Source organism: Micromonospora sp. LOL_013, assembly GCF_048060315.1.
Taxonomy (GTDB): Bacteria; Actinomycetota; Actinomycetes; order Mycobacteriales; family Micromonosporaceae; genus Micromonospora_E.
This window is the reverse complement of the sequence record NZ_JBHMIQ010000033.1, coordinates 1-26006: the sequence shown is the minus strand read 5'-3', so window position 1 is coordinate 26006 and position 26006 is coordinate 1. Positions and strand designations below refer to the sequence as shown.

Genomic DNA, 26006 nt, shown 5'->3' with positions numbered 1-26006 from the left:
ACGTAGCGCTGCCGCTGCCTTGGTCAGCGGTGCCGGTGCGGGCGGGGCGCCCAGCGGAGACCGTCACGCTGGACGAAGATCTCCCGCCGTTCACGGGCTTCACCGTCGGCTGCCAACACATAGCCGGTGAGCCAGACCCAGCCGTCGTACGTCCAGCGCTTGTCTACTGTCGTCACCCGAAACCGGAAACCGCGCCCGGCCGCGAACTGCACACTCGCCCGACCATCGATGATCAACTCGTCGCCGGGGCGGGGATCGGCCGGTGACCGGTCGGCCGGCACGCTACCGATCAGCCGCCGGCACCGTCGTCCGACCGCAGTCGGGACACCACCGCGACTTAACCTTGAAACTGAACAACCCCACGAAGAACCCGAGCAGGATTCCGGAAGTCAGAGCACCAAGCGCCACCATGATCAACCCTTCCCATTGGCCGGGGCGGCCAATGGGCCGCCGCCGTGTTTAGCACCAACTCACCTGGTACCAAGCCAGATCTTCCGCGCCTTCTGGTTGACAATCAGATGTCCATAGAGCAACGATCCCACTCGATCTTGATAGGCGGCAGGTGTCACGGCGGTGACAGGGCAGAGTCCCCTGCCATATCACCCCTGGGTAGTGGATACTCGAAGCCATGAGGGATGAGCTTGAGGAAGACTCCCGGCCGGCGTGGGCGCAGCGGCTTCGCTCGGAGCGAACTGCCCGGGGGTGGTCCCAGAGTGACGCGGTACGGGCGCTCAGGGCACACGCATCCGAACCACTGCCCTCCGACAACGCCCTGTTGCGCAACTGGAAGCGGTGGGAAGCTGGTAGCTCCGAGCCCGACGTCTTTTACAAGACGCTGATTGCCAAGACCTACGGTACCGTCACGGCAGCGTTCTTCCCTCGCCAGGGTGGGGCAAATATCGAAGCGGACCTGCTGGCAGACAGTGGCCTGGAAACCCTGGAGATTCTCTCTCGCATTCGCGCCTCGGATGTCTCGGCAGCCATGCTTGACGCACTTCGCATTGCGGCCGATCGACTCTGCTGTGAGTACCCCTACGCTCCCCCGTATCAGCTCTATGTCGAGGGAAAGGCGTGGCTTCGACGCCTCATGAGTCTCATGGATCGCCGTTTAACGCTCGCGCAGCACAAAGAGGTTCTATCGCTTGCTGGTCTGGTTGCCTTGCTCGTCGGGTGTGTCGAATACGACCTAGGGCTACGGCGGGAAGCGGAAAGCACCCGTAAGGCGGCGCTGGCCCTCGGCGAGGAGGCGGGCGACGCTGCAGTTGTCGGGTGGGCGCACGAGATGCGCGCATGGTACGCACTAACACAGGGTGACTACCGGGGAACGATAGCCGCCGCTGAGATAGGGGTGACAAAGGTCCCCGGTCAAAGCGTTGCTGTGCAGCTAGCAGCGCAGCAGGCCAAGGCATGGGCACGTATCGGAGACCGCAGAAAAGTAGAGACGGCACTTGATCGGGGCCGGTCACTCCTAGAATCACTGCCCTACCCAGAGGATACCGACCACCATTTTGTGGTTGACCCGTCGAAGTTCGACTTTTACGCGATGGACTGCTACCGGTTGGCCAGAGAAGATCAGCTCGCCGAGATTTACGCTTACGAAGTCATACGGTCTTCCACCGACCCAGACGGTGCCGAACGGAAGCCCATGAGGAACGCCGAGGCTCGTTTGACGCTAGGCGTGGTAGCGGCGCGGAGAGGGGAAATTCAGGAGGCAGTGGCGTACGGCCGACAAGCGCTGTCGGGCGACCGCAAATCCCTACCGTCACTCCTCATGTGCTCCCGAGAGCTAGGGCAACTGTTGCAGGAGCAGTACCCGAAGCACCCTGAGGCGCTAGCCTTCCTGGACGAGCTACGAGTACTCAGCAGCCCAGCAGGCCCCCGGTAGCCCAGGAATCCATCCACGGGTGTTGCAGTCAGGGCAACAGATCCGGTTTCGCCCATCTCCGAAGACAGCCTCGCCGGATCCTGCACACAGCTGGCAGGTCGAAGCGGAGGGCGGCCGGTCCGGCATGAGATGTCTCAACTCCGGATAGCGGCGCGCTGCCTGGACGTGGGCGAACTCGTGCTCGTTGGCATCGGCGGGGCGCAAGCTACCGTCGTCTTCGTCGATGAGCACCTCGCCCGACTCCGACATGAGGAAGGAGATCCCCAGAGTGCCGTAGACACCGAGCAGTCCGAACTCCCGCGCCATCGCGGCAGCGGGATGGGCGGACGAAGCTTGGTCCTCGACGAGCCTCGCAAAGTCCCCAGAGACTTCCACGAGGCGAACATACTCTCAGACCCCACTCACCGGTCCCCATCGCATCCTGGCCGGTCGGCGTCCGAGGTCTCGTCAGCCTGGCCTGATCTGTTCATCGAGGACCCTGATGGAGGCGACGACCAGGGGCGGTCGCTGCAAGAACGACGCGAACACATGGGCACGTTAGGCCGCCTGTGACTGGACGGTGTACGTCGAAGCCCGCAACATCCGCTACTCACGATGAGTAACGGTGGAGGTGACCCGGCTCCTGGATTGCGGCATGAGTGACGATGTGCGGCAAGTGGACTATTCGATCGCCGCATTCAAGACCCAGGAGGTGGGTCGAGGACGGCCGGGGAGGTCAGTGCGCCCGGTGGACCACAGGAGCACCTGGACCGGATCGCCGGCTGGGGCGTGAGGAAAGATCCGGGTCAGCACGGCGCTGCAAAGTGATCTCGGCGGATGCCAGTGGATGCCGAGCCCTTCGGCGATGTCGTAGGTGTGCACCAGCGTCTCGTTCACGCCCAGTGCCGCGAAGCCGCTTGCGTCGGTCGGTCCCCAGTGCCAGCCCCGTACCGACGGGTCGGATGCGGCCAGCATGGCGCACAACAATCGTCCTGCGCCGGTGACTGTTCGCAGCACATCGCGGGGAGACGCGTCGTCGCGTACCACCAGGTCGAACGGGAGGTACGCGGAGTCGGGCCGGGCGGCGAGTTGCCGGCGTACGCGAGAAGGTCATGCGCGACATGGGCATACGGCTCTATCGGAACCTGACTGCGGGCTGGTGACTCTGGGTGATCGGTGTGTTGATCGGCACGTGCGGACGCCGGGCCGCTGCTGCCGTTGCGTCGAGTGGAGGGCTCAGGAACGTTATTCGCGCGAATTACGTGCCTGAGCCCTCCACTCGATGGCATACCGAGACTTGACGGACAGAGGTTCCGCACATCGGCATGAGGGGAAGCCGAGGCAACAGTTGGCTCGGCAACACCCGTCACGCAACGCCACCGACCTGCACCTCCGGCAGGTGGGCGGCCAGACTCCGGACCTGGCCCGAACCCGGCTGGTGCGCTTGCCCGTACCCACCTCGGCGGACCGGTCTATCGACAACCGGCAACCTGGTCTTTGTCGGGCCTCGTAGCGCGTATCGCGATCCACAGAACAGGCCAGATAGCCAGTAGGCAGATAGCGAAGTTGCGGCGAGACCAAGAGTTGAGGGACCTCATCCGGGCGGTTGCCTCCTTCGTAACTGATACGAGGAAGCGCTACCAGGAAGGCGAGCAGGCCGCCGCTCAGTACATGTAGTCGCCCACCCTCGCCTGCTGATGATCCACAGCGGCTGTTCGACTTGACACGCCGAGGATGCGTCAGACCAAGCGCATCCGATCGCCCGGCTCAACCGCCCGGCTCAGGTGAGGCGGGCGGCGAGGGTGTCGAGGTCGTCGACGAACCAGACCTGGTTGCCCCGGTTCGACTCGACGACCAGGTCACGCAGTGCCGTACTGCCGGCGGTGTGGCCGGTGATGTCGCCGACCACGACCAGCCGCAGCCGGTAGTTGACGAACTTCTGCATGATGCCGCCGGCCAGCCCGCTGCGCAGCGCGAAGAAGCGTTCGTCCAGCCGCGCGACCGGGACCGCCACGATCTCGGCACCGGCGAACGTCTGGCCGATCACGTCCAGCGCATCCTGCTCGCTGGCGATTGTCGGCCCGTCGGCGGCGCAGACCAGCACCGGTACGCCGGCCAGTTCGACGATCTCGTCAGCCATCACCGCGTACCCCGTCTCTGTTGTCCGTCCGGAACATTCCGCTGCCCGCGCGCGTCACCGCGTCGATCGTGGACAGGATCTCCGCGACCGCGTCCGGGCCACCGAAGACGACGATCTTCAGCCGGTCTCGCGCCGGGTCGTACCCGGTCTGCAGCCGCAGCGGCGGCGCGGCCGACGCCCGGCTGCCGCCCTGCGCCCCGGCGACCAGCAGGGTGCTCAGCCGGTCGGCGTCGGCGGACGTCAAGCCGTCGATGTCGACCACCGCGGAGACCTCGACCACCGGGTCGGCCGGCTCGGCGGAGCCGGCGGCCCCGGCCGGGCGGCCGGTGAACGCGTCCAGGTCGGCCGGTGCGATCCGGTACTGCTTGCCGATCCGTACGGCCGGCAGCCGTCCGTCCCGGATGTAACTACGCACCGTACGCACATGCAGGTCAAGCTGCGCTGCGACTTCCTCCACCGACAGCCAAGACTTCGCCATTCTTCCCCATCAGCATCTTTTTCGCGTACGGCAGGGAAGTTTAGCGCATCGGCCGGCCACCGACCACGATCCGGACCGGTCACCGCCCGCCACCCCGGTTTGTCGCACCGGGGCGATACAACTTCTCGGGTACGGATCACCGGTCCGCAGCCCCGCCGTCTGAGATGACGGCTGACGACGGCTGCGGTCGACACCCCTGGAGGGCAACCCAGTGGACGCGGACGACGCCGCCTGGCAGCGGCGAAGCATGGTACGGGTGGTGCCCACCGCACGACCCCGCAAGCTGGCGAAGGTCCCCTTCGTCGAGATGGCGGACGGACGCCTGCAGGGCGTCGTGTCCAGCGGCTCGGACATCGGGCGGGTGTACGTGTCGTCGGTCGCCGCCGGCAGCTACGAGGTCAGCTGCAGCACCAACAACAACCGGCCGTGCGGCGGGCTGCGCGGCGGCGACTACGCGTGCAACCACCTGACCGCGCTCGCCGACGAGGCCATCGTGCAGTACGGCGGCGACCGGGTCACCCGCTTCCTGCGCCTGGAGACCAACGACGAGGTGACCAACGGCAGCGAGATCTTCTGGGCGATCGGCCGGACCACCCTCGCCGGCGCGTCGCCGGCGGCGGCCGTGTTCAGCCGGTTCCTGCACCACCTGTCCTATCTGGACCTGCCGGGGGCGGTCGAGCCGCTGCCCGAGTTGAGCTGGTTCCCGGCCGGGGCGGGGGCCCGCTGATGCGCGGGGCACAGCTCGACGACCTGCGCGACGGCGTACCGGCCGGGGTCGCCGAGGCACTCGCCGTGGTCGACCGGTTCGACCAGGCGATGACCGGCGGCTTCGGCCGACTCGACCCGAAGGGTACGGCGGCCCTGGCCGAGCTGGCCGGCGCGGTCTCGGCCACCCCGCTCGGCGCGGCGGCGGCCGAAGCCGTCGACAAGGTGACCGCCGGCTCGGTCGGCGAGGAGCAGTTGCTGCTGCTGGCCGCCGCCCGTACGGCGGTGGTGGGCGCGGTGCACGACGCGCTGCGGGACCGGCTCGACGGCACGCTCGGCCGCGACCGGGCGCAGTGGTCGGCACCGGCCACGGCCGCCGCCCCGGCCGACGGACGACTGTTGGCGGCCCGTTCCTGGCTGGCCGAGCTGGCCCTCGCCGGCTGGCGCAACGTCGACCACGATCTGGTGTCGGCCAGCCAGCAGGCACTGACCGCGCTGCTCGCCGACCCGGCCCGACGCCGGATCGCGGTGCTGCTCGACGGGCTCGCCAACGAGCTGCGCTACACCAGCCCGGTGGCCACCATGGAGCGGATTCCGGCGCGCCGCTGGGCCGACCTGTGGACCCGCGCCATGCTGTTGACCAGCCCGCAGGGCGGGCCGGCAGCGCCGGAGACGGTCTCCGGCCGACTGCTGATCGTCGGCGCCGACGTGCAGGAGCACGCCACCGCCGTACAGCTGCAGGTGCACGCGGTGCTGGAGGCCGCCGGCGGTGCCGGCGACGCCGACCGGTCCCGGCTGGTCCGGGTCAACGTGTCCGCCGCCAAGGTCGACACGATCGTCGGCCCGGTGGTGTGGCAGCTGCTCGCCGACCATCCGGTGCTGCTCGCCGCCCTGGCCGGCCGGCTCAGCCTGGACGTCACCGACCTGCCGCTGCTGCCCGGCGGCGACCTGCTCTGGCGCGACGACCAGGCCCGACCCGGCGAGCCGACCGACCCGTTCGCCGTCGCCCGGGTGCAGCTCGGTGAGGCGCTCGCCCCGGCCGTACCGCCGCTGGACCGGCACCCGGTCGCCATCGCCGAGCCGGTGCTGCTGGAGGGCTACACGGTGGTCACCGACGACGCCGGGCTCGGCTTCGAGGTCGACGGCACCCGGGTCGCCGTCGATGTCGACCGGCTGCCCGGCTGCGGGCCGATCACCACCGAGCTGCTGGCCAAGTCGTCGGCCTGCATCGGGCTGCTGCGCTGGGACGGTGACGCGGCGGCCGGCCCCGGCTGGTCGGTGCAGCCGATCGGCATGCAGGCGACGGTGAAGCGCAAGCAGGTCGACCTGCACACCGGCGACTGGGCGCAGGGGCCGACCGACCCCAAGGTCGCCAAGGCGGTGGCCCGCTCCGGCGACAGCGTCGCGATGCTCCGGGAGCGGGCGGGACGGTTGCTGCGCAAATGACCGATTCGATGATCAACTATCACGAGAACCGGCGCCAGGTGCTCTACTGGCGGCTGCTGGCCCGGCTGTTCGACGGGCAGGAGCAGGCCGCGCTGGAACGCACCAGCATGGCGGTGGTCGACGAGCTGGGGCTGCCGGCCGCGCTGCTCGACCCGGCGGTCTCCATCGACACCGTCGTGCAGCGGTTTCCGGAACTGGCCGACGAGCTGCCCGGCCTGCTCGTGCCGCCGGCTGAGGACGAGAGCGCCGGCGAGGCGTCGGTGCAGGTCGGGGCCGACGAGGTACGCCGGGCGGCGCTGGCGTCGAAGCTGCTGCTCAACGTCTTCGCCACCGGCAGCGGTGACGTGTCGGCCGGTCAGCTGGCCGGCTGGCAGGCCGACGCCGGCTGGTACCAGCAGGCCTGCGGTGCCACGCCGGGGCGCCGCGACGGGGTGCTCGGCACCATCGAAGCCGACCTGGTACGCCGGATGCGGCTGCGCGAAGTGCTGGCCGATCCGGCGCTGGCCCGCCAGCTCACCCCGAGCATGTCGCTGATCGAGCAGCTGCTGCGGGACAAGTCGAACCTGTCCGGGGTGGCGCTGGCCAACGCCAAGGCGCTGATCCGCCGGTTCGTCGACGAGGTCGCCGAGGTGCTCAAGACCCAGGTGCAGCAGACCAGCGTCGGCACCATCGACCGGTCGGTCCCGCCGAAGCGGGTGTTCCGCAACCTCGACCTGAACCGCACCATCTGGAAGAACCTGCCGAACTGGAGTCCGGCCGACGAGCGGCTCTACGTCGACCGGCTGTACTACAAGCAGACCGCGAAGCGGACCACCCCGGCCCGCATGATCGTCGTGGTCGACCAGTCCGGCTCGATGGTCGACGCGATGGTCAACTGCACCATCCTGGCCTCGATCTTCGCCGGGTTGCCCAAGGTGGACGTGCATCTGGTCGCGTACGACACCCGGGCGCTGGACCTGACGCCGTGGGTGCACGACCCGTTCGAGGTGCTGCTGCGCACCCAGCTCGGTGGCGGCACCGACGGCATGGCCGCGTTGGAGCTGGCCCGGCCGAAGATCGCCGACCCGCGCAACACGGTACTGGTGTGGATCTCCGACTTCTACGAGTGGAAGTCGCAGGAGGTCTTCGACGGGCTGCAGGCGGTGCACCGCAGCGGAGCCAGGCTGATCCCGGTCGGCTCGGTCTCCAGCGGCGGCCAGCAGAGCGTCAACCCGTGGTTCCGGCAGCGGCTCAAGGACCAGGGCACCCCGGTGCTGTCCGGGCACGTCCGCAAGCTCGTCGTCGAACTCAAGAACTTCTTCACCTGACCCCCCTTTCCAAGCGCCGTACGAGCACCCTTCGACTAGGAGAAACCGCACCATGACCGCAGAGATGCTGCGCGCCCCCGCCGAGATCAAGTACGCCGAGGAGCTCGACTGGCTCGAATCGATCGACGACAGCCCGAAGCCGTACTCGTGGCGGCTGAGCCCCAAGATGGTGCGTCTGTTCATCCTCGGCTCGGAACGCGCCGACGGCCTCGACCGCGAGGTCCCGCAGAAGTGGTTCGGTGACCGCAGCTTCGTCGAACGCAGCATCGTCACCCTCGCCTCCGACCGGGGGCTGCTGCTGATCGGCGACCCGGGCACCGGCAAGAGCTGGCTGGCCGAGCTGCTCGCGGCCGCGATCTGCCGCAACTCGACCCTGGTGGTGCAGGGCACCGCCGGCACCACCGAGGACCACATCAAGTACTCGTGGAACGTGTCGATGGTGATCGCCAAGGGCCAGTCCCGGCAGTCGATGATCCCGTCGCCGATCATGACCGCGATGGAGCAGGGCGTCATCGGCCGGTTCGAGGAGCTGACCCGCTCCACCAGCGACGTGCAGGACGCACTGATCTCGATCCTGTCCGAGAAGTACGTCTCCATTCCCGAGCTGGACTCGGACAACATTGTCTTCGCCCAGCCCGGTTTCTCCATCATCGCCACCGCGAACAGCCGCGACCGGGGCGTCAACGACCTGTCGTCGGCGCTCAAGCGGCGGTTCAACTTCGTCCGGATCCCGGTGATCACCAACCGGCGCAGCGAAGCGGAGATCGTCCGGTTCCGCACCACCGAGCTGCTGCGTCGCCACCAGATCGAGCTGGAGGTGCCGCCCACCCTGCTGGACGTGCTGCTGCAGAGCTTCGCCGACCTGCGTAAGGCCGCCGCGTCGGCGACCAGCGACGACGAGAAGCTGGAGTCGGCGCTGTCCACCGCCGAGCAGATCGGTGTGCTGGAGGACGCGATCCTGCACAGCCAGTTCTTCGGCGACCGGACGCTGCGCGCCGAGACGCTGGCCAGCTCCATGGTCGGTTCGCTGGCCCGGCGCAGCCCGGAGGACCTGGCGATCCTGAACAAGTTCTGGCACGGGGTGATCGAGCCACGCAGCAAGGCCGACGGCGGCGAGTGGCCGGCCTTCCTCGAAGGCGGCCGGCAGAGCATCGCGACCCTGTCATGAGCGAGCCCGTCATGAGCGAGCCGGTCACGGGTGCGCCGGTCGCGGGTGGCTCGTCGGACAGCCGGTTCGGGGCGTTGCGGGAGCAGTTGGCGGACGCCGCGACGGCGTTCGCCCACTCGCCCGACGCGCTGACCGGCATCCTCGCCGGCCTGGTCGACGACGTCGACCACGCGCTCGGCGAGGAGTTGGAGATCTTTCCGGTCTGCCACCACTCCCCGTCGTCGGCGTTGGCGATGGCCCGCCGGCTGCGCGACAAACAGCCCAAGGTGATCTACCTGGAGCTGTGCGAGGACATGCAGCCGCTGCTGACCGAGCTGCGCAACTGCGAGCTTCCGGTGGCGTTGCAGGCCTTCGCCAGCGACCTGGACGGCTTCCCCGCCGGGTCGGGGCCGTTGAGCGTGATCGCGCCGATCACCGAAGCGTCCGCCGAATATCAGGCGATCGCGTACGCGCTGGAGACGCCGGGGGTGGAGCTGCTGCTGGTGGACCGCTCCACCGACCACGTCTTCCAGTGGCAGTCCGACGACCGGACGGACCCGGCCGCCCCGGCGGACGGCGACGACGAACCGGCACGGCAGGACCAGCAGGGCCAGGCCGGCGGCGAGGACGACGAGAAGGCGCTGCACGGCGACGCCGTCGGTGTCGGCATCGGCGACCTACGCCCCGGGTTCGCCGAGTTGGAGGCGTACCTGCTGCACCACGGCAAGGTGCGGCACTGGTCGGAATGGTGGGACCAGTACGTCGAGCAGCCGCTGATCGGCGCCGACCACGACACGTACCGGCAGGTCATGGTCATGATCGGCAGTCTGTTCCGGCGGCTGCGGCCGAGCGACGCGGCGCGACTCGACCGCGACGAGGACCGGGAACGCTACATGTGGACCCGGATGCGCGACCATCTCGCCGCCTACGGTGCCGACCCGGCCGACTGCCTGTACGTCTGCGGCGCGTTCCACGCCGCCAGCCGGGTCGAGCAGTTCGGCGTACGGTCGACCGCGCCGTTCGAGATCACCGCGCCGACCGGCACCAAGTGGCGGTACGGGCTGATCCCGTCCAGCCACTCGGCGATCGAGGCACAGTTCGGGCTGGCCGGCGGCACGGTGTCGATCGCCGCCAGCACCTGGCGCAAGGCGCTGACCGGCAGCAAGGTCACCCCGTACCAGCTGGCCGGGCAGCAGGGCGGCCGTAAGAGTTCGGCCCGCAAGACGAAGAAGGCGGCGCGGCCGACCGCCGGCGGTACGGCGGGGGCCGCGGCCCCCGGTGACGACCGACTCAGCGGCTTCCTGGCCGCCCCGAGCCGGCCCGGTGAGCTCGACGAGGCCGAGTTGCGCGGCTGGTCGGTCGACATCGTCCGGCTGGCCCGGCGCAACGGCTACCTGGCCAGCACCGCCGACGCGATCGCCATCTTCGAGACGGCGGTGCTGCTGGCCGGGATGCGCAACCGGCGCCGGCCCACCCCGTACGACTTCGCCGACGCCGCGGTCACCTGCATCGAGAAGGACGTGGTGCCGGGCCGGCGTGACGTACGCCGGCTCTGCGAGATCATGTTCGGCGGTGACCGGATCGGTCGGGTCGGCTACGACGCGATGCCGCCGCTGGCCCGGGACGTCTACGACCGGCTGGCACCCATCGGGTTGGACCCGAAGCGGCGTACCGTCCAGCGGGCGCTGCTGGACCTGCACGGCCAGCCGGAGCTGCGACCCTGCTCCGATCTGCTGTGGATGCTGCGACGGCTGCTGCCACCGGAGGTGGTCCGGCCGATCATGGGCGAGCGGCGGCTCGGCGAAAAGTCGGTCCAGGAGAGCTGGGACGTCGCGATCGGTCGCCACCAGCGGTCGATCATCGAGCTCGGCTACGAGGGCGTGACCATCGAGCAGGTGCTCGAGCAGCGGCTGCGCCGGGCGGCCTGGGATCCCCAGGCCACGGCGGCGCACGCCCTCGGCGCGGTGGAGGAGTCGCTGCTGTTCCTGCAGAACCGGCGGCTCACCGACGAGCTCGGTGCCCGTGCCGTGCAGTTACTCGCCGCCGAACGCACCGCCGACGGGGCACCGGAGGTGTTGCAGCGGATCCGGCAGCTGCTGGCGTACTACCGCACCAGCGGTGAGCCGGAGCTGCCGGCCTGGTGCCAGGACTTCGTCAGCACCGGGTACGCCCATTACTGCACCCTGCTGCCGACCGCGTTCGTCGACGACGAGACCGGGCTGCGGCAGGTGGCGGCGATGCTGGGCTTCCTGATGACCATGGAGAGCGTCGCCATGGCGTTGGGTTGCGACCGGACCCAGCTGGAGCTGGCGGTCCGCCAGTCGCATCCGGAGGCACCGGCGAAGATCGCGTTGCACTGGGCGGCGCAGTCCCAGCTCGGTCAGCTGCCGCTGGCCGAGCTGCGCGAGCGGTGCGCCGATCTGCTGGCCAGCCCGCTCACCGTCGGGACGTTCCCGCACTACCTGAGCGGGTTCGTGCAGGCGTTGGAGCCGGTGCCGACGTTGACACCGTTCGTGGTGGAGGTGCTGTCGGCGGCGTTCGGTCAGCTGCCCGACCCGGTGCTGCTGCCCTGGCTGCCGATGCTGATCACCACGCTGCGGGAGCAGGCCGGCGAGTTGGTGCCCATCCTGGTCCGGGAGGCCGGCCGTACCTTCCCGGCCTCGCTGCCGGCGCTGGACTCCTGGACCCCGCCGTGGGCCGCGGTCGCCCCAATCGCCGCGCGGACCGGCTCGGCGGGCGACGGCGCGGCACCTGCGGCGGAGTCCGCCCGGTACGCGATGTCCGGGCCGGCACCGGAGCTGCTGGCCGAGTTCCCACTGGCCGCTGTGGCGGTGGCGGACCTGCTGGGCTGCGCCGCCGACCCGGTCGGTGGCGCAGCCGCCGCGCCACCGGCCGCCGGGGAGCCGGCGGTGGCCGACCTGTTGGAGAGGTTCCCGACGAGCGCGGCTGGGGTCGCCGCCCACGTCGGACTGGTCCCCGCCGCCGGTTGACAGTGACCCGGGGGGGCGCCGGTGCCGGCGGTACACCGCCGGCACCGGCGAGGGCGGGGCACTCGTACCCCTCGACATGCTAGGTTTGCCGCGTTGCAGTTGATTTCTTCATGCCGTCTGCCTGATCGCAGCCGGCAGCAGCCGGGCATTGGCAGATTCTGCCGGTCTCTCCGGACGGAGATTGATGAGTGCGGCAGCAGAGGTCCGCACGTCGCGGACCCGTCACCGGCTAGGAGCAGACATGGCAATCGGCACCGTGAAGTGGTTCAACGCTGACAAGGGTTTCGGCTTCATCACCCAGGACAGCGGAGAAGCTGACGTCTTCGCCCACTTCACCGCGATCGCGTCCAGCGGATTCCGTACCCTCGAAGAGAACCAGCGGGTGGAGTTCGACGTCGAGCAGGGCCAGAAGGGCCTGCAGGCGGCGAACATCCGGGTGATCTGAGGTTGTCCCCGTCCCTTGGGACGCGACCGTTGACGGCGTCGTCCCAGGGCGGGCTGGCACCGGATCCCCTGCAACGGCAACTCTTCGACGACGCCGCCGGCGCCGACAGCGGCGGAGCGGACCAGCTCCGACTGACCAGGGTGCCGCTCGCGGCGGAGATCCAGCTGTTCCTCGCCGACGATCCGACCCTGCTCTGGGCCCGGTTGGAAGCCGCCGCCGGCCGGCGGCTACCGCCGCCGTACTGGGCCTCGGCGTGGGCCGGCGGTCAGGCACTGGCCCGCTACCTGCTCGACAACACCGACGTGGTCGCCGGGCGGCGGGTGCTCGATGTCGCCTCCGGCTCCGGGCTGGTCGCCATCGCGGCGGCGATGGCTGGTGCCGCGACGGTCACCGCAAACGACATCGATCCGTACGCCGCGACGGCGATAGCGCTCAACGCCGTGGTCAACGACGCCCGGCTCACCACCACCGTCGACGACCTGCTCGACGGCACCGTGACCGAGGTGGACCTGGTGCTGGCCGGCGACGCGTTGTACAACGCCGAACTCGCCACCCGGGTGCTGCCATTCCTCGGCCGGCTCGCCGACCGGGGCGTGCAGGTGCTGGTGGGTGACCCGGGCAGGGGCCACTGCACCTTCGACCGGCTCGAACCGGTCGTCAGCTACCACCAGCTGAACGCAGGCGCCGCCGAGGACTCGTTGCTCGACCGTACCCAGGTACTGACCCTCCTGCCGCATCGCTGACTTGAAGTCAGCAAGTGAGCGCGGAAGCGATGCAGGGCCGCCGCGTGGTCCCGGCGCGCCGGACGGCGCAACCGGGACCACGGCCAGCGGTCGCCGTACGGCTATCCGACCGGTACCGGCCCCGCGTTGCCGGGCAGCCGGGTGACGCTGGGCGGCAGCTGGGCCGCACCGGTGGACCGGCTCGCCGACGCGTCGGTCGGGCAGAGCGCGGTCAGCAGCAGTGTCTGCCAGGCGATGTCGACCGGGTGCGCGTCCGGGAACCCGACCTCGTAGTGGCTGAGGTTGATGCCGGTGGAGAGCTGGCGCGCACCGTCCCGGCTGTGCAGCGAGATCGTCAGGTGGCCGAGCACCGCGCCGTCGTGCCCCCAGAACTCGCCGCACGGCAGCGGCGCCGAGTAGATACCGAGCCCGTAGCCGCCGAACTGCGGTGTGGACGGGTCGAACGGGACCGTGGTGAGCATCTCGTCGAGGGTGTCCGCGTCGAGCAGTTCACCGCCGAGCAGCGCCCGGTAGAACGTGTTCAGGTCGGCGGTGGTGGCGATCATCTCGCCGGCGGTCCACACCCAGCTCATGTTGAACTCGCCGAGGTCCCGCACACCGTACGACGCGAGGTAGGCGCCACCGTGCGGGCCGCGGATCGTCGGGTCGACGCCGGGGAAGTAGGTACCGTGCAGCCGCAGCGGTCGCAGGATGCGTCGCTGCACCTCGACGACGGGGTCGTTGCCGGTGACCGCCTCGATCAGCAGGCCGGCGAGGATGTAGTTGGTGTTGGAGTAGCTGAACATCGCGCCGGGCGCGTTGGTCGGCGGCATCGCCAGGCCCGTCGCCACCAGATCCGCCGGCGGGTACGTGGTGACCTGCATCTGGCTGATGGCGGCGTGCGAGGTGATCATCGCGTTGGTGTAGTTGCCGATGCCACTGGTGTGGTTGAGCAGCATCCGTACGGTGACCTGCTCGCCGACCTCGCCGGGCACCGTCTCGGGCAGCCACTGCCCAATCGGGTCGTCGAGCCCGAGCCGGCCTTCGTCAACCAACTGCAGCACCGTGGTGGCGACGAACGTCTTGGTGATGCTGCCGATCCGGTGGCGCATCCGGGGCTGCATCGGGCGGGGTTTCGTGGCGTACGCGTGGCCGGCGGCGGCCTGCCACTCGTGCCGGCCGTCGCGGACGGCGGCCAGGACGCCGGGTACGCCGGCTTCCGGCACGTCCTCGAGTACGGACTGCAGCTCGGCGCGGTCGATAGCGCCGCCGGACGAGCCGCCCGACGTGGATCCACCGGTGGACGGACCGGCGGAGGGGCTGGGTCGTGCCGCGGCAGAAGCCGGCACGACGGCGATCGCCGCCACCAACGTCACGCTGGTAGCGGCGACCCGGAGCGTCCTGAAAAGGCTAGACATACTTACAGGTTGACGGCCTGGCCGGTGTGACGCATCGTGCTCAGGTGCGAGAGCCGGCTCCCGCTGGCGGACGACCCGGTCTCCTGCCCGCCGGCGGTGGTCACTCTGGAGCGGAGATGGTCACCGTGGCCCCCCGCCGTACGGTCAGCAGCAGTGCGCGACACCGAGCGCCACCGCGACCGCTCCGACGCAAACGTCCGGGCCGTCGCCGGCGCCGGTGAAGACGATCGGGACGGTGTTGTTCGACGGGTCGGACTCGGTGGACGGCCCGATGCTCTCGGCGACGATCGTTCCGTCCGTACCCGGCGTCGATTTGATCATGAGTTGGAGGGTGTGGGTGATCCGCCCGCCGCCGGACGCGGTGGCCGGGAAGAGGCTCTCGAAGTTGCACCGCAGCGCCGCCGACTCGGGCAGTCGCGTCCCCGGCTCGCCCTCGGTGTGGCACCAGTCCGACGGCAGCAGGACGGCGCCCGACGGAGCGATGACGGTCACGCCCGGACCGCCGCCGTCGGACGGCCCGTTGTTGACCACGGTTAAGGTCAGGTCGACGGTCTCGCCCGGCGCACCGGTCACCGGCGCGGCCGTGACCGCGATGTCGAACGCGTTCGGCCTGGTTGGTGTCCACGGCGAAGTGGTCGACATTGTCCTCGGTGTCGATCTCCTCGGTGTCGATCTTTTCGAGGAGCGATGCCGCCGAGCGGCCCGCCGACGCCTGAGCCTTCGCCAGCGCCCCGTTGATCGACTTCCCGCCTGCCGTTGACGCCCGTGCCTGCGCCTGTGCCGGGACGCAGGCGACCACCCGGGGCCGACTTCGGCGGCAGGTCGTATGGCAGGTACGCCCACTGACAGCCGGTCCGGTACTGGTACCTGTTGACCAGCAACAACCCCTACTCACGAACGATCTGACGGGGGGACGGTCCGACGAGAGCGACCGGCCCGGTCACGAACGCGCCGCACAGCGGATTTCCGCCAGGATGACCAACAGCGCCACGACACGGGGGTTACGCGCTGCGTACACACCACGGGAAGGCGTGTGCAGCCAGCCGGCGCTGATCAGCTGGCGCAGGTGATAGTATAGCTGACTGGTCGTGCCGAGTCCGGCCTCGACAGCCAAATCTGCGGAGTGCCGGACGCCGGCAAGGATCTGACGCAAGAGCAGCAGTCGCACCGGATGTCCGAGAGCACCGAGCTGGCCAGCCATCTCCGTCCAGTCGGCGGCGAGAGGTTCCTCCATGGTGGCGCTGTCCCGAAAGTCGCACTGCTCACCGCTGGACAGACGTACTCTGCCCGGGAGGGTGACGCCCTCTCCCTGGTGCGCTTGCCGGTCGGCCACCTCGGCCGGCAAGCGCATCGACAAGATCCAGCCGGGCGGTCAGGTCGGCGACCCGTTGCTCGAGCTCCCAGATGCGAAGGTCGATCGACTCCATACTCTAATCGTGCGCGCTCGCGTAGGTTCCGGTCCACTACGACCACGGTCGGCACCGATGGTGACAGTCAAACTGCTCGAGAGGCCATAGTGGGACCAGGAAATTTCGCACCGACTTCGGCGGTCAGAGTGAACCAACGGCGCTGCCGGATCTCCGCACCAGGAGGACACACCCCAGCGCCGAAACAACCGCCTGCGCGAGCAGCCAATGCCAGCCAGGCGCCTCTGGTGCCTGCAGCATCACGAGGCCGGCCGAGACCGGCAAAGTCAGGACGGCTAGGACGTCGATGCCGTTGAGGAGCCACAGCAGCATGCCGGCGGGGAACGCCCCGAACGGTGTGTCGACCAGGATGGTGCCGATCGAGACGGCGCTCGCCTTCGCCCGTTGGAAGGCGCCCACCGCGACGGCCGGGCCGGCCAGCAGACCGAGCGCCCACCACGGTCCGACGAGCGAGCCGGCGGCCTGTAGTGCGGCCAGGGTGACGGCGAGCCATACACCTGCGACGATAGCGGGAACCACGAGCCGCTGAACGGTCATCTGGCGGCCTGTTGTACCGAGCAGCCGCAGCATCGCCGGGTTCGAGGCGTCGCCGTGGATGGATTCCGCAGTGAGGCCGGCGGCGGCGAGCGCGCCGATCAGGACCACGCCGAGAAGGAGCCAGGCGGGACCATCGGCGAGGTAGACCGGGACGGCGGCCGCGCCGACCGGCCACCACAGCCGCGCTGCCTTGCGTCGTAGGATGATCAGATCCTGGGCGATGAGCGGCGGAACCCGGCGGGCAGGCAGCAGGCGCGTCGTCCGTATACGGGTGCGGCTGCGCCAGAAGCGGCGGGCGCTCATCTCAGTCAGGTAGGAGGGTTCGACCGCATAGACGACATCGGCGTACGCACCTGCGTTGATCGACGCCTCGGCGATCGGCGCGATCGGCCAATTCTCCAGCCCTCGCCAGGTCAGCACTACCGCGATCAGCCCGACAGCCAAGGCTGCGGCACCAGCAGCAAGCACTACCACGGGCGGTATGAGCGGGGAGGGCAGGCGGTGGTTGCCAGTGGTACGCAGCGCGGCGGCCAGGACAAGGCAGCCTGCGCCGATCGCGATGCCGATGCCGTCAGCGAGCCGGGCGAGGGAGGGCCGCAGTTGGCAAGCAAGCGCGAGCAGCGTCGCGAGGACCGCGGCCGCCATGCCGGTGATGGCGGCGGCCCCCAGCACCAGGAGCCCGGCCGGGCGGGCGGCGATGTGCCCGGTCACGGCGATACCGGTGACGGCACCGACGACAAGCGCGGCGGCGATGGTCAGTGTGAGCGCCGGTGCGAGCAGGGTACGTCGGGGGAGCGGAGCCGGCAGCAGCCAGGTGGCGTCGCTACGGCTGACCACCAACGGACCGAGCTGACGCAGTACGACGACGAACGCGGCGAAGACGGCCACCGCCCCGAGGATCGGAGTCAGCGCCAAGTCCCTGTCGGGCGCGTCCAACGGCCATACGACGCGAACTAACGGCTGTCCAAGGAGCACGACGGCCATCAGTAGAGCGAGGGCCACCGCGTAGACCGTGCCGATGTCTGCGCGGCCCTCGGCGGCGATGCGGCGGCGGCGAATCCAGCGGCGGGCATCGACGGCAGCGGGGGCGCCGCGCCGGACCGGGGCCTCGATCGCGGTCACCTCAGCTCTCCGGGCGGGTAAGCACGATTTCGTCCGCGCCGACGCCAACCCGGAACCCGTCGTCGTGGCTCGCCATGATCAGCGTGCCGCCAGCCCTTACGTACGACCGCAGGTGCGTAGCGATCGCACGCTTGATCCGTGTGTCGAGACGCTGCTCGGGCTCGTCGAGGACGAGCAGCCGGCTGGGCCGTACGAGCGTCGCGGCAAGCAGGAAACGCTGGCGCTGGCCGGAGGAGAGCGTGATGGGCAGGCTGTCGCAGAGCCCGGTCAGGCCGAGGGTCGTGCAGAGTTCGTCGATGTGCCCGTCACCAGGGTCGCCGCCGTTCACCACCCGGACCAGGTCGAGGTGCTCGCGCACGGTCAGGCCCTGATACCAGCTGTGCGACTCCACCGTGGTGGCGACCTGCCGCCAGAAGTCCGCGCCGCGTCCGGGCGCTGCTTCGAAGACGGAGATGTCGCCGGCGGACGGCTCCTGAAGGCCGGTGATGCAGCGCAGCAGGGTGGACTTGCCGGCACCGTTCTCACCGACAAGCGCGACGGCGGCGCCCTCGGGAACCCGTAGGTCGATACCGTCCAGCACCAGCGTCGAGCCGTAGGTGACAGTCACCTGCCGGATGTTCACAGCCGAGGTCATCGCAGCAATCTCAAGATCAGGACTCCGCATTCCGCCGTAGAATTCGCATCGCATCGCCCGCGGCAGGGCCTTGTTCAACCCGCTGGTCAGACTGGTCCGATCAGCGCATCTGCGCAGCAGGACCGCACCCGCGTGACCGACCAGGCCCTTCCCGCCCGAGTCGACGACCAGCCGCTGATCCCACCCGCTAATCTTACTCACCGGAAAGGTGCACCCGACTCTGCTGTGGACATGGACTCAACACCCACATCCTCGCAGTTCGGGTGCACCTTTCTTTCATCGCCTCGATCAGTCAAATCCCCTCTGAACAGGGGAGGCTATACACCGATGATGTTCGATCACATGCTGGGGTGCCAGACTGCCCTGTTTACGAGGCTCTAGATTTCCCGGCCGGTCCAGCCAGACGGATCTTACTCAGGCGCGGGAGATCCCACTTGCGGACGACCCAGCCAGCTACCGTCGGACGATGCGGCGTCATTCTGCGGAGGAGACGGTGACTGTCGCGCGCTGTCGCCCAGCGGCGAAGAGCAGCAGACCGAACAGCACCACCGCGCCGCCGACGGCCGCGATAATCCCGGTCGAGGCGCCGGTGATCGGCAGTTCGTCGCCGCTACCGGCCCCGCCGCCGCCCGGACCATCGTCCGGGCCGTCGCCCGCACCGGTGAAGACGATGGCGACGGTGTTGTTCGACGGGTCGGACTCGGTCGACGGACCGACGCTCTCGGCGACGATCGTCCCGTCCGTACCCGGCGTTGATTTGATCTTGAGTTGGAGGGTGTGGGTGATCCGCCCGCCGCCGGACGCGGTGGCCGGGAAGAGGCTCTCGAAGTTGCACCGCAGCGCCGGTGACTCGGGCAGTCGGGTGCCCGGCTCGCCCTCGGTGTAGCACCAGTCGGACGGCAGCAGGACGGTGCCCGACGGCGCGGTGACGGTCACACCCGGACCGCCGCCGTCGGACGGCCCGTTGTTGACGACGGTGAAGGTCAGGTCGACGGTCTCGCCCGGCGCACCGGTCACCGGCTCGGCCGTCACCGCGATGTCGAACGTGTTCGGCTTGGTGTGTACGGCGAAGTAGTCGACGTTGTCCTCAGTGTCAATCTCCTCGAGCAGCGCCGCCGCCGAAGAGCCGGCCGACGCCTGGGCCTTCGCCAGCGCCTCGTTGATCGACTTCCCGCCTGCCGTCGACGCCCGCATCGGCGACCCGCCGCCACCGCCGAGCCGCGCCTCGAACGACCCACTCGTCTCACCCGGACCGGCCAGGTTGTTGCCGAAGTACAGGTCGAACAGCGACTCGCCCTGCTCGTCGACGAGGAACAGGGTCTCCCCCGGCGCCAGCGGGATGGTCAGTGCGCAGATGACCCGACTCGGGCCGTACGCGTACCCCTCCACCTGCTGGTCGTTCGGCCAGTAGGAGGTGTAGTCACAGTCGGTGTACTGGTCGACGAAGCCGACTCCGGTCGGCAGGCCCAGCCCGATCGTGTAGCTGTCGGCGGTGCTGTCACCCTCGTTGAGCACCGCAGCGTACAGCGGGGCGGTGTCGCCCGGCCCGACCGGATCCGCTGCGCTGTTGATGTCGTCGACCATGGCGACCAGGTCAGGGCCGGAGGCCAGTACGGTCACCGGGAAGGTCTCGGTGTTGTCGGCCGGGTTGGCGTCCTGCTCGACCGAGCTGATGGTGACGGTCATTGTGCCGGCGTCACCCGGCGGGGCACCGGCCCGGCTGACCAGCCGCACCGGGTAGAGGTGGTCGGTCAGTCCGACGGCGAGGGCACCGTACGCGCAGCTGACGACCCGGTCGGCGATCTCGCAGCCGGGGTGGTAGCCCTCGGCCAGCTGCACCGCGTCGTCGACGCCGGTGGCGTCGACGACGATGGTCACGTCGCTCGCCGGCGCATCGCCGTAGTTGTAGACGTACATGCCGAGGGTGACGCCGGAGTGGTCCACCTCGGCGACCGGCTCCCGGTCGAACGAGACGAACAGGTCCGGCCCCGGATTCTGGGCAGCGGCCGGAGCGGCCGCGGCAACGACGAGGGCACCGGCGAGCAGGGTGCCGGCTCCGAACCGGCGCCAGCCGGCTGCGTTCAGCATCATGATTCTCCTGTGGACGTGGCAGGAGCCGGACTCTATCGACAGTCCACGAAGTCCGCCACCCCAATCACACCACCGGGACCAATTGCGGCCGAGATTTCACCCGCGCTTCGAGTTCATCCGCAGCTGCTCGAAATCGGTGGTCAACGCGAACGGATCGGCCACCCGTACCGGCTCCCGGCGGTGCATCTCGGCGGCGAGCTCCCGACCGGCCCGGGAGATCCGCCCGCGCAGCGCCCCGACCTGGCCACCGCTGTCTGCGGCCTGGTCGCCGACCTTCTCCCCGGCCCAGTCCTCGGGGCCGGCGAAGACGGCGGTCGGCAGCACCACCGCACGCAGGTAGGCGAACATCGGCCGCAGGGCATGCTCCAACGTGAGCGAATGCCGGGCGGTGCCGCCGGTGGCACCGATCAGGACCGGCTTGTCGAGCAGCGCACCCTCCGGCAGTACGTCGAAGAAGGCCTTGAACAGCCCGCTGTACGCGGCGTTGAACACCGGACTGACCGCGACCAGTCCGTCGGCGGCCGCCACCGCGTCCAACGCCTGCTTCAACGTCGGTGCCGGGAAACCGGTCAGCGTGTTGTCGACCACCTCGTGGGCATGGTCGCGTACCTCGATCACCGTCGTCTCCAGCTGCCCGCCGAGGCCGGCCAGCTCGTCGCGGACCGCCGCGGCGAGCTGGTCGGCGAGCAGCCGGCTGGTCGACGGCTGCCGTACGCCGGCGGTGACGACCGCCAGCCGACGGCGGCCGGTGCTCGTGGTCATCGCCGTCACACCGAAGCCGGCGCGGCCGAGTCCGCGTCAGCCGTACTGTCTGCTGTGCTGCCGTCCGCGGCGGCGACCAGGGAGGCGTGGGTGGGTGCGTCCGGCACGTGTGCCGGCCGGCCCACCGCGAACTCGCGCCGCAGCACCGGCACGACCTCCTCGCCGAGCATGTCCAACTGCTCCAGCACCGTCTTCAACGGCAGACCGGCGTGATCGACCAGGAACAGCTGCCGCTGGTAGTCGCCGACGTACTCGCGGAAGGTCAGCGTACGGTCGATGACCTGCTGCGGGCTGCCGACGGTCAGCGGCGTCTGCGAGCTGAAGTCCTCCAACGACGGACCGTGCCCGTACACCGGGGCGTTGTCGAAGTACGGCCGGAACTCGCGCACCGCGTCCTGCGAGTTGCGGCGCATGAACACCTGCCCGCCGAGGCCAACGATCGCCTGGTCGGCGGAGCCGTGGCCGTAATGGGCGAACCGCTCCCGGTAGAGCCCGACCATCCGCTGGGTGTGCTCCTTCGGCCAGAAGATGTGGTTGGCGAAGAAGCCGTCGCCGTAGTAGGCGGCCTGCTCGGCGACCTCCGGGCTGCGGATCGAGCCGTGCCAGACGAACGGCGGTACGCCGTCGAGCGGGCGCGGCGTCGAGGTGAAACTCTGCAGCGGGGTACGGAACTTGCCCTGCCAGTTGACGACGTCCTCGCGCCACAGCCGGCGCAGCAGGTCGTAGTTCTCGATGGTCAGCGGGATACCGTTGCGGATGTCCTGGCCGAACCACGGGTAGACGGGGCCGGTGTTGCCGCGCCCCATCATCAGGTCGACCCGGCCGTCGGCGAGGTGCTGCAGCATCGCGTAGTCCTCGGCGATCTTCACCGGGTCGTTGGTGGTGATCAGCGTGGTCGCGGTGGACAGCAGCAGCCGCTCGGTCTTCGCCGCGACGTAGCCGAGCATGGTGGTCGGCGACGACGGCACGAACGGCGGGTTGTGGTGCTCGCCGGTGGCGAAGACGTCCAGGCCGACCTCTTCGGCCTTGAGCGCGATGGCGACCATGGCCTTGATCCGCTCACGCTCGGTCGGCTCCCGACCGTTGGTCGGGTCGACGGTGACGTCACCGACGCTGAAGACGCCGAACTGCATGGTCTGCTCCTCCTCGCGGCGAGGGCCGGTTGGAATTCCCTCGGACTACCCGGCCAAACATAGTTGCTGCGTCAACTATTCCGCGAACGCGCCGTCGATGAGGTGGGCCTCCAGCGCCCGCAGGAACCGCTCGATGTCGTCGGTCGAGAAGTAGGTGGTGTCGGCGGTCAGCCCCAGCCCCAGCCCGTCCGGCCGGTCGACGATCTCGATCCGGGTCCGCCAGGTGAACCGCTCGATCCGCTCGGCCAGCCGGAACGTGGTGCCGGCCATCGCGCCGCGTACCGTCGCCTCGTCGACGTCGCGGCCGAACAGGTCGCTGTCCGCCGACAGCCGGATGTCGTTCAGATAGCAGTGCGGGCTCACCCCGGTCGCGTACGGCAGACCAGCCGCGCCGAACGCGTCACTCAACGTCTGCGGGTCGTAGTAGGCGTGCCGGTACCCGTCGAGCGCCGCCCGCCACACCCGGGGCAGCAGGTACGCCATCCGGCGGTCGCCGGTCAGGTCGACCGGCACCAGGGCCAGCTGGTTGAGCTTGGCGATCGCCTCCGGATAGCCGTCCAGCATCCGGTTGTTGACCATCGTGTGCATGCCGACCAGGTCGTTGCCGGAGCATTCGCCGACCACCAGCGCCGCCGCCGCGAGCAGCACCGTCGAGGTGGTCGTCCGATGCCGTACGGCGAGCATCCTGGTCGCGGTGTCCGCCGCCGCCGACGTCAGCACGCCCCGCCGGAAACGCGGGGTGGCCGGCACCCGCTGCGGCATCCGGGTGTCACGCGACAACCGGCGGGTCACCTCCACCCAGTACGCCGCCGCCCGCGCCGACCGCCGCCGGTGGCTTTCCCGCTGCTCCAGGTCGGCGACGTCCGCCGACTGCGGGCCGGGTGCGTTGTCGATCCGGCCCCGGGCCAGCAGCAGCCGCAGGTCACGCAGCACCAGCTCGGCCGCCCGGAAGTCGACCGTGGTGTGGCTGAACACCACCACCACCTGGTGCGGTACGCCGTCGCGGGTCACCACGGCGACGCGCTGCGGCCAGTCGTCGGCGTGTGCGAACGGCTCCGCCGCCAACTCGTCGGCGACCCGCTGTGCCACCGCCACCGGTTCCGCCGATCCGGCCGGCACCACCAGCACCGGTAGGTCTCCCCGGCCGGCGACCAGCTGGCGAGGGTCGTCGCCGGCCAGCTCCAGCCGGGTACGCAGCGAGGTGTGCCGCACCATCAGGGCGGCGATCGCCGCGTACACCCGCTCGGGGTCGGAGCGTACCCGGCGGGGCACGGGGACGTGCCGTTTCAGGGCGAACATCGTCTGGCTGGTGCCGTGCCGCCGGAGCGCCATCCACAGTGCCCGCTGGCCCCAGGTGATCGGGGCGGTGCGCGCCGGATCCGGCGCGACGAACGACACGGTACGCCGGCCCACGGTCGACAGTTCGGTCACCACGTCGACCAGTATCAGCGAGTGTGCCGTTTCCCGACAGGGTCGAGGAAGCGCTTTCCTTCGACCGATCGGCCGATGATCTCCGCCTGGGCGGTAGTCTCCGGCAGGTGCCCCACCACGCACGCACCGCCCACCGGGTCCGGGACCGGATCCGCCTGCTCTTCGTCAACACCCAGGAACACGCTGCACTGACCGCCCTCGGCCTCCCCGGCTATCCCCAGTGGATAGCCGCCGCCACCGGGCTGGATCCGGCGCAGATCGTCACCGTCGACGTCGCCGACGGTCAGCCACTGCCCGACACCATCGAGGCCGACGCGGTCATCGGCGGCGGCTCCGGGCACTCCGCGTACGAGAAGCTGCCGTGGATCACCCGGACCAAGGAGTTCTTCCGCGCCGCCGCTCGGGCCGGCGTACCCGAGCTGCACATCTGCTGGTCGCATCAGGCCCGCGCCGAGTCGGTCGGCGGGCGGGCGGCGATCGGCGGGCACGGCCGCCGGTTCGGCGTCGACACGGTACGGCTCACCCCGGCCGGCCGGGGTGAGCCGCTGTTCACCGGGCTGCCCGACGAGTTCAACCTGTTCACCTCGCACGTCGACGTGGTCGAGCAGGTGCCGGCGCGGGCCCCCGAAGGGGCGGTCGTCGAGTTGGCGTACAGCCGGGCCTACCGCAACGAGGCGCTGGCCATCGGTCCAACCGTACGGACGATCCAGGCCCACCCCGAGATCACCGCGAGCATCATTTCGGCGCTGGCCCGCAGCCGACGCGGCGCGCTGGTACGCGAAGGCTGGATCGGCCCGGACGACGCCGACCTTGACGCCTTCACCGCCACCCTGTACGCCCGTGAGGCGCAGATCGTCGCGACCTCGCGGCGGCTGGTCGCCAACTGGCTGCGGTACCACGTCCGCCCGGGTGTCCGGCCTGACACCGCTTCGACCGGTACGCCGTCCACCGATGCCGGTGTAGTTGCCAGTGTTGATGTTGGTGCTCAGGGCGGGGTGCCGGCAGCGGTCGGCGGTGTGCTGTGAGCGTCATTCTGCCGGCGGCGCGCAGCAGCGCCGAAGCACGCCTCTACGTCGAGCTGCGTTCGTGCGACTGCGGTGAAACGCAGTTCGAGCCGCAGGTCGAGGTCGTCGCGCTCACCGACGGCGACCTGGCCACCCGCTACCACCGCAGCTGTGCCGGCTGTGCCACCGCACGGGAGTTCCTGTTCCGGCTGCCCGCCGAGCCGGTGCGCCCGCCGGCCGGCGCTGCTTTCTCGTACGGTGGCCCGGAGCCGTCGCAGCTCATCGACCCCGGCGAGTGGCTTGCCGTCGCCGACCGGTACGCCGCCCTGGTCCCCGCCGACTTCGCCACCGCCGGGCCTGCTGTTGCCGGGCCTGCTGCTGCCGACCCGGTCACGCTCGACCCCGCTCAGCGGCGGCGTGCCACGGCTGCCCTGTCCCGGGCGATCGCCGCGCTCGACGAGGTGCTGAAGTTCATCCCGGCCGACGTCGACGAGGTGCCGGCCGACGCCATCACCAGCGACACCGGACGACGGATGCGACGACGCGAACCGGGCCGGTTCCGCCGCGACCGCCTCACCGCCCTCCGCGACACCTACACCGCCCTCCTGCAGGTCAACCGACGCTGATCATGAGTGGTGGAAGGCTGGCGCAGTTCGGCTCAACCGCCGGGCTCTGCTGGTCGGCGGCCGGTCTTCTCTTGGGAAATCAGATCAGGACGACCATGAACGTGAATGTTAATTTACTATGAACTCGACAACGCATCCCAGATGACTTAAAATAAACCCACGAGCACATCTTCTGCATCACCCCACCCAGCTGGAGGCAGCGTGTCAGCAGGCAAAAGGTTGGTCGCATTCTCAGCAGCCCTCACACTGACAGCCGCCACAGCATTAGCGGGTCCATCCAGTCCCACCCAGGCCTATTCGTCAGACATCGACACCGAGTTGGTCCCGACGGAATGCAGTCCATACTCTTACGACGTAAGTTTCACGTCAACATCCTCGACCCGCACCGTGACGCACGCCCAATACTTCTCGATTCCGACAGGTGGCTCAGGTAGCCAAACCAGGTCAGTCGAGAAGGTCGCCAGCATCACCGCATCGGTGAGCTACACGTCGTCCGCCACCGTAAGCGCCACCACTGAGGCTTATTCAGCAGGGCCCCGATAACCCACAGTGGACCCCCCGATAAATGAGACGGCCC

The 26006-nt window shown here is 69.5% G+C and carries 23 protein-coding genes; 10 read left to right on the top strand and 13 right to left on the bottom strand.

Going from position 1 to position 26006, the window contains the following annotated elements; translation table 11 throughout:
• Positions 1-23: 23 nt before the first annotated feature.
• Positions 24-281 carry a hypothetical protein gene (locus ACFHWS_RS21090; protein WP_282232507.1) on the bottom strand — a complete coding sequence of 86 codons (258 nt, stop codon included), beginning with the start codon at positions 279-281 and terminating at the stop codon, positions 24-26.
• A 347-nt stretch (positions 282-628) separates the two neighbouring features.
• Here ACFHWS_RS21090 and ACFHWS_RS21085 point away from each other — a divergent pair, with 347 nt between their 5' ends.
• Positions 629-1885: an XRE family transcriptional regulator gene (locus ACFHWS_RS21085; RefSeq protein WP_416556640.1), complete on the top strand. Its 1257-nt coding sequence runs from the start codon at positions 629-631 to the stop codon at positions 1883-1885.
• Positions 1886-2545: 660 nt separating this feature from the next.
• Here the strand turns inward: ACFHWS_RS21085 and ACFHWS_RS21080 are convergent.
• The 3 genes from ACFHWS_RS21080 to ACFHWS_RS21070 all read right to left on the bottom strand — a co-directional run bounded on the left by ACFHWS_RS21080 (position 2546) and on the right by ACFHWS_RS21070 (position 4482).
• Positions 2546-2911 (bottom strand): hypothetical protein, encoded by a 366-nt coding sequence (locus ACFHWS_RS21080; RefSeq protein WP_416556639.1) that lies wholly within the window; start codon positions 2909-2911, stop codon positions 2546-2548.
• A 733-nt stretch (positions 2912-3644) separates the two neighbouring features.
• Positions 3645-4004: a DUF4180 domain-containing protein gene (locus tag ACFHWS_RS21075; RefSeq protein WP_416568854.1), complete on the bottom strand. Its 360-nt coding sequence runs from the start codon at positions 4002-4004 to the stop codon at positions 3645-3647.
• A complete protein-coding gene (locus ACFHWS_RS21070) occupies positions 3997-4482 on the bottom strand; it encodes a helix-turn-helix domain-containing protein (protein WP_282232730.1) in 486 nt (161 codons plus the stop codon). The genes ACFHWS_RS21075 and ACFHWS_RS21070 overlap by 8 nt, the downstream gene beginning before the upstream one ends.
• A 247-nt stretch (positions 4483-4729) precedes the next feature.
• Here ACFHWS_RS21070 and ACFHWS_RS21065 point away from each other — a divergent pair, with 247 nt between their 5' ends.
• From ACFHWS_RS21065 to ACFHWS_RS21035, 7 genes are all read left to right on the top strand, one after another.
• Positions 4730-5209 carry a hypothetical protein gene (locus tag ACFHWS_RS21065; protein WP_416568881.1) on the top strand — a complete coding sequence of 160 codons (480 nt, stop codon included), beginning with the start codon at positions 4730-4732 and terminating at the stop codon, positions 5207-5209.
• The gene (locus tag ACFHWS_RS21060) at positions 5209-6633 is read left to right on the top strand and encodes a hypothetical protein (protein WP_416556638.1); all 1425 of its coding nucleotides are present in this window, start codon (positions 5209-5211) and stop codon (positions 6631-6633) included. The genes ACFHWS_RS21065 and ACFHWS_RS21060 overlap by 1 nt, the downstream gene beginning before the upstream one ends.
• On the top strand, positions 6630-7940 hold the full coding sequence (locus tag ACFHWS_RS21055; protein ID WP_416568853.1) for a vWA domain-containing protein: 1311 nt from the start codon (positions 6630-6632) through the stop codon (positions 7938-7940). Before ACFHWS_RS21060 ends, ACFHWS_RS21055 begins: the two co-directional genes overlap by 4 nt.
• A 52-nt stretch (positions 7941-7992) precedes the next feature.
• On the top strand, positions 7993-9108 hold the full coding sequence (locus tag ACFHWS_RS21050) for an ATP-binding protein (RefSeq protein WP_281552650.1): 1116 nt from the start codon (positions 7993-7995) through the stop codon (positions 9106-9108).
• A gap of 11 nt (positions 9109-9119) precedes the next feature.
• Positions 9120-12077 carry a DUF5682 family protein gene (locus ACFHWS_RS21045; RefSeq protein ID WP_416568880.1) on the top strand — a complete coding sequence of 986 codons (2958 nt, stop codon included), beginning with the start codon at positions 9120-9122 and terminating at the stop codon, positions 12075-12077.
• Positions 12078-12318: 241 nt separating this feature from the next.
• Entirely contained in the window at positions 12319-12522 is a 204-nt protein-coding gene (locus ACFHWS_RS21040; protein WP_123604240.1) for a cold-shock protein, read from the top strand.
• 53 nt (positions 12523-12575) lie between these two features.
• Complete coding sequence (locus tag ACFHWS_RS21035; RefSeq protein WP_416556680.1) at positions 12576-13265, top strand: class I SAM-dependent methyltransferase; 690 nt, start codon at positions 12576-12578, stop codon at positions 13263-13265.
• 101 nt (positions 13266-13366) lie between these two features.
• Here the strand turns inward: ACFHWS_RS21035 and ACFHWS_RS21030 are convergent, their stop codons facing one another.
• The 9 genes from ACFHWS_RS21030 to ACFHWS_RS20990 all read right to left on the bottom strand — a co-directional run bounded on the left by ACFHWS_RS21030 (position 13367) and on the right by ACFHWS_RS20990 (position 23802).
• A complete protein-coding gene (locus ACFHWS_RS21030) occupies positions 13367-14662 on the bottom strand; it encodes a serine hydrolase domain-containing protein (RefSeq protein ID WP_416556635.1) in 1296 nt (431 codons plus the stop codon).
• 144 nt (positions 14663-14806) lie between these two features.
• On the bottom strand, positions 14807-15304 hold the full coding sequence (locus ACFHWS_RS21025) for a hypothetical protein (RefSeq protein WP_416556634.1): 498 nt from the start codon (positions 15302-15304) through the stop codon (positions 14807-14809).
• A 298-nt stretch (positions 15305-15602) separates the two neighbouring features.
• Positions 15603-16013, bottom strand: coding sequence for an ArsR/SmtB family transcription factor (locus ACFHWS_RS21020; protein ID WP_416556633.1), 411 nt, complete (start codon positions 16011-16013; stop codon positions 15603-15605).
• A gap of 199 nt (positions 16014-16212) precedes the next feature.
• Positions 16213-17748, bottom strand: coding sequence for a DUF6297 family protein (locus ACFHWS_RS21015; RefSeq protein WP_416556632.1), 1536 nt, complete (start codon positions 17746-17748; stop codon positions 16213-16215).
• A gap of 1 nt (position 17749) precedes the next feature.
• Positions 17750-18382: an ABC transporter ATP-binding protein gene (locus tag ACFHWS_RS21010; protein WP_416568879.1), complete on the bottom strand. Its 633-nt coding sequence runs from the start codon at positions 18380-18382 to the stop codon at positions 17750-17752.
• 474 nt (positions 18383-18856) lie between these two features.
• Positions 18857-20473, bottom strand: coding sequence for a peptidase (locus ACFHWS_RS21005; RefSeq protein WP_416568852.1), 1617 nt, complete (start codon positions 20471-20473; stop codon positions 18857-18859).
• 96 nt (positions 20474-20569) lie between these two features.
• Complete coding sequence (locus tag ACFHWS_RS21000) at positions 20570-21235, bottom strand: FMN reductase (RefSeq protein ID WP_416568851.1); 666 nt, start codon at positions 21233-21235, stop codon at positions 20570-20572.
• Between the two features lie 5 nt (positions 21236-21240).
• Positions 21241-22368 carry an LLM class flavin-dependent oxidoreductase gene (locus ACFHWS_RS20995; protein ID WP_416568850.1) on the bottom strand — a complete coding sequence of 376 codons (1128 nt, stop codon included), beginning with the start codon at positions 22366-22368 and terminating at the stop codon, positions 21241-21243.
• Between the two features lie 75 nt (positions 22369-22443).
• Positions 22444-23802 carry a condensation domain-containing protein gene (locus ACFHWS_RS20990; RefSeq protein WP_416556628.1) on the bottom strand — a complete coding sequence of 453 codons (1359 nt, stop codon included), beginning with the start codon at positions 23800-23802 and terminating at the stop codon, positions 22444-22446.
• Positions 23803-23906: 104 nt separating this feature from the next.
• Between ACFHWS_RS20990 and ACFHWS_RS20985 the strand changes: the two genes are divergently transcribed.
• Both ACFHWS_RS20985 and ACFHWS_RS20980 read left to right on the top strand, forming a co-directional pair.
• Positions 23907-24824 carry a type 1 glutamine amidotransferase gene (locus ACFHWS_RS20985; protein WP_416568849.1) on the top strand — a complete coding sequence of 306 codons (918 nt, stop codon included), beginning with the start codon at positions 23907-23909 and terminating at the stop codon, positions 24822-24824.
• Positions 24821-25429 carry a hypothetical protein gene (locus tag ACFHWS_RS20980; protein WP_416556626.1) on the top strand — a complete coding sequence of 203 codons (609 nt, stop codon included), beginning with the start codon at positions 24821-24823 and terminating at the stop codon, positions 25427-25429. The genes ACFHWS_RS20985 and ACFHWS_RS20980 overlap by 4 nt, the downstream gene beginning before the upstream one ends.
• Positions 25430-26006 lie beyond the last annotated feature (577 nt).

What these genes read in the sequence shown, in the direction of transcription:
- ACFHWS_RS21085 (WP_416556640.1), top strand. Translation starts at nt 629, where the DNA reads ATGAGGGATGAGCTTGAGGAAGACTCCCGGCCGGCGTGGGCGCAGCGG.
- ACFHWS_RS21010 (WP_416568879.1), bottom strand. Translation starts at nt 18,382, where the DNA reads ATGACCTCGGCTGTGAACATCCGGCAGGTGACTGTCACCTACGGCTCG.
- ACFHWS_RS21065 (WP_416568881.1), top strand. Translation starts at nt 4,730, where the DNA reads ATGGTACGGGTGGTGCCCACCGCACGACCCCGCAAGCTGGCGAAGGTC.
- ACFHWS_RS21050 (WP_281552650.1), top strand. Translation starts at nt 7,993, where the DNA reads ATGACCGCAGAGATGCTGCGCGCCCCCGCCGAGATCAAGTACGCCGAG.
- ACFHWS_RS21000 (WP_416568851.1), bottom strand. Translation starts at nt 21,235, where the DNA reads ATGACCACGAGCACCGGCCGCCGTCGGCTGGCGGTCGTCACCGCCGGC.
- ACFHWS_RS21070 (WP_282232730.1), bottom strand. Translation starts at nt 4,482, where the DNA reads ATGGCGAAGTCTTGGCTGTCGGTGGAGGAAGTCGCAGCGCAGCTTGAC.
- ACFHWS_RS21025 (WP_416556634.1), bottom strand. Translation starts at nt 15,304, where the DNA reads ATGTCGACCACTTCGCCGTGGACACCAACCAGGCCGAACGCGTTCGAC.
- ACFHWS_RS20995 (WP_416568850.1), bottom strand. Translation starts at nt 22,368, where the DNA reads ATGCAGTTCGGCGTCTTCAGCGTCGGTGACGTCACCGTCGACCCGACC.
- ACFHWS_RS21030 (WP_416556635.1), bottom strand. Translation starts at nt 14,662, where the DNA reads ATGTCTAGCCTTTTCAGGACGCTCCGGGTCGCCGCTACCAGCGTGACG.
- ACFHWS_RS21055 (WP_416568853.1), top strand. Translation starts at nt 6,630, where the DNA reads ATGACCGATTCGATGATCAACTATCACGAGAACCGGCGCCAGGTGCTC.
- ACFHWS_RS21075 (WP_416568854.1), bottom strand. Translation starts at nt 4,004, where the DNA reads ATGGCTGACGAGATCGTCGAACTGGCCGGCGTACCGGTGCTGGTCTGC.
- ACFHWS_RS21020 (WP_416556633.1), bottom strand. Translation starts at nt 16,013, where the DNA reads ATGCGCTTGCCGGCCGAGGTGGCCGACCGGCAAGCGCACCAGGGAGAG.
- ACFHWS_RS21060 (WP_416556638.1), top strand. Translation starts at nt 5,209, where the DNA reads ATGCGCGGGGCACAGCTCGACGACCTGCGCGACGGCGTACCGGCCGGG.
- ACFHWS_RS21005 (WP_416568852.1), bottom strand. Translation starts at nt 20,473, where the DNA reads ATGATGCTGAACGCAGCCGGCTGGCGCCGGTTCGGAGCCGGCACCCTG.
- ACFHWS_RS21040 (WP_123604240.1), top strand. Translation starts at nt 12,319, where the DNA reads ATGGCAATCGGCACCGTGAAGTGGTTCAACGCTGACAAGGGTTTCGGC.
- ACFHWS_RS21045 (WP_416568880.1), top strand. Translation starts at nt 9,120, where the DNA reads ATGAGCGAGCCGGTCACGGGTGCGCCGGTCGCGGGTGGCTCGTCGGAC.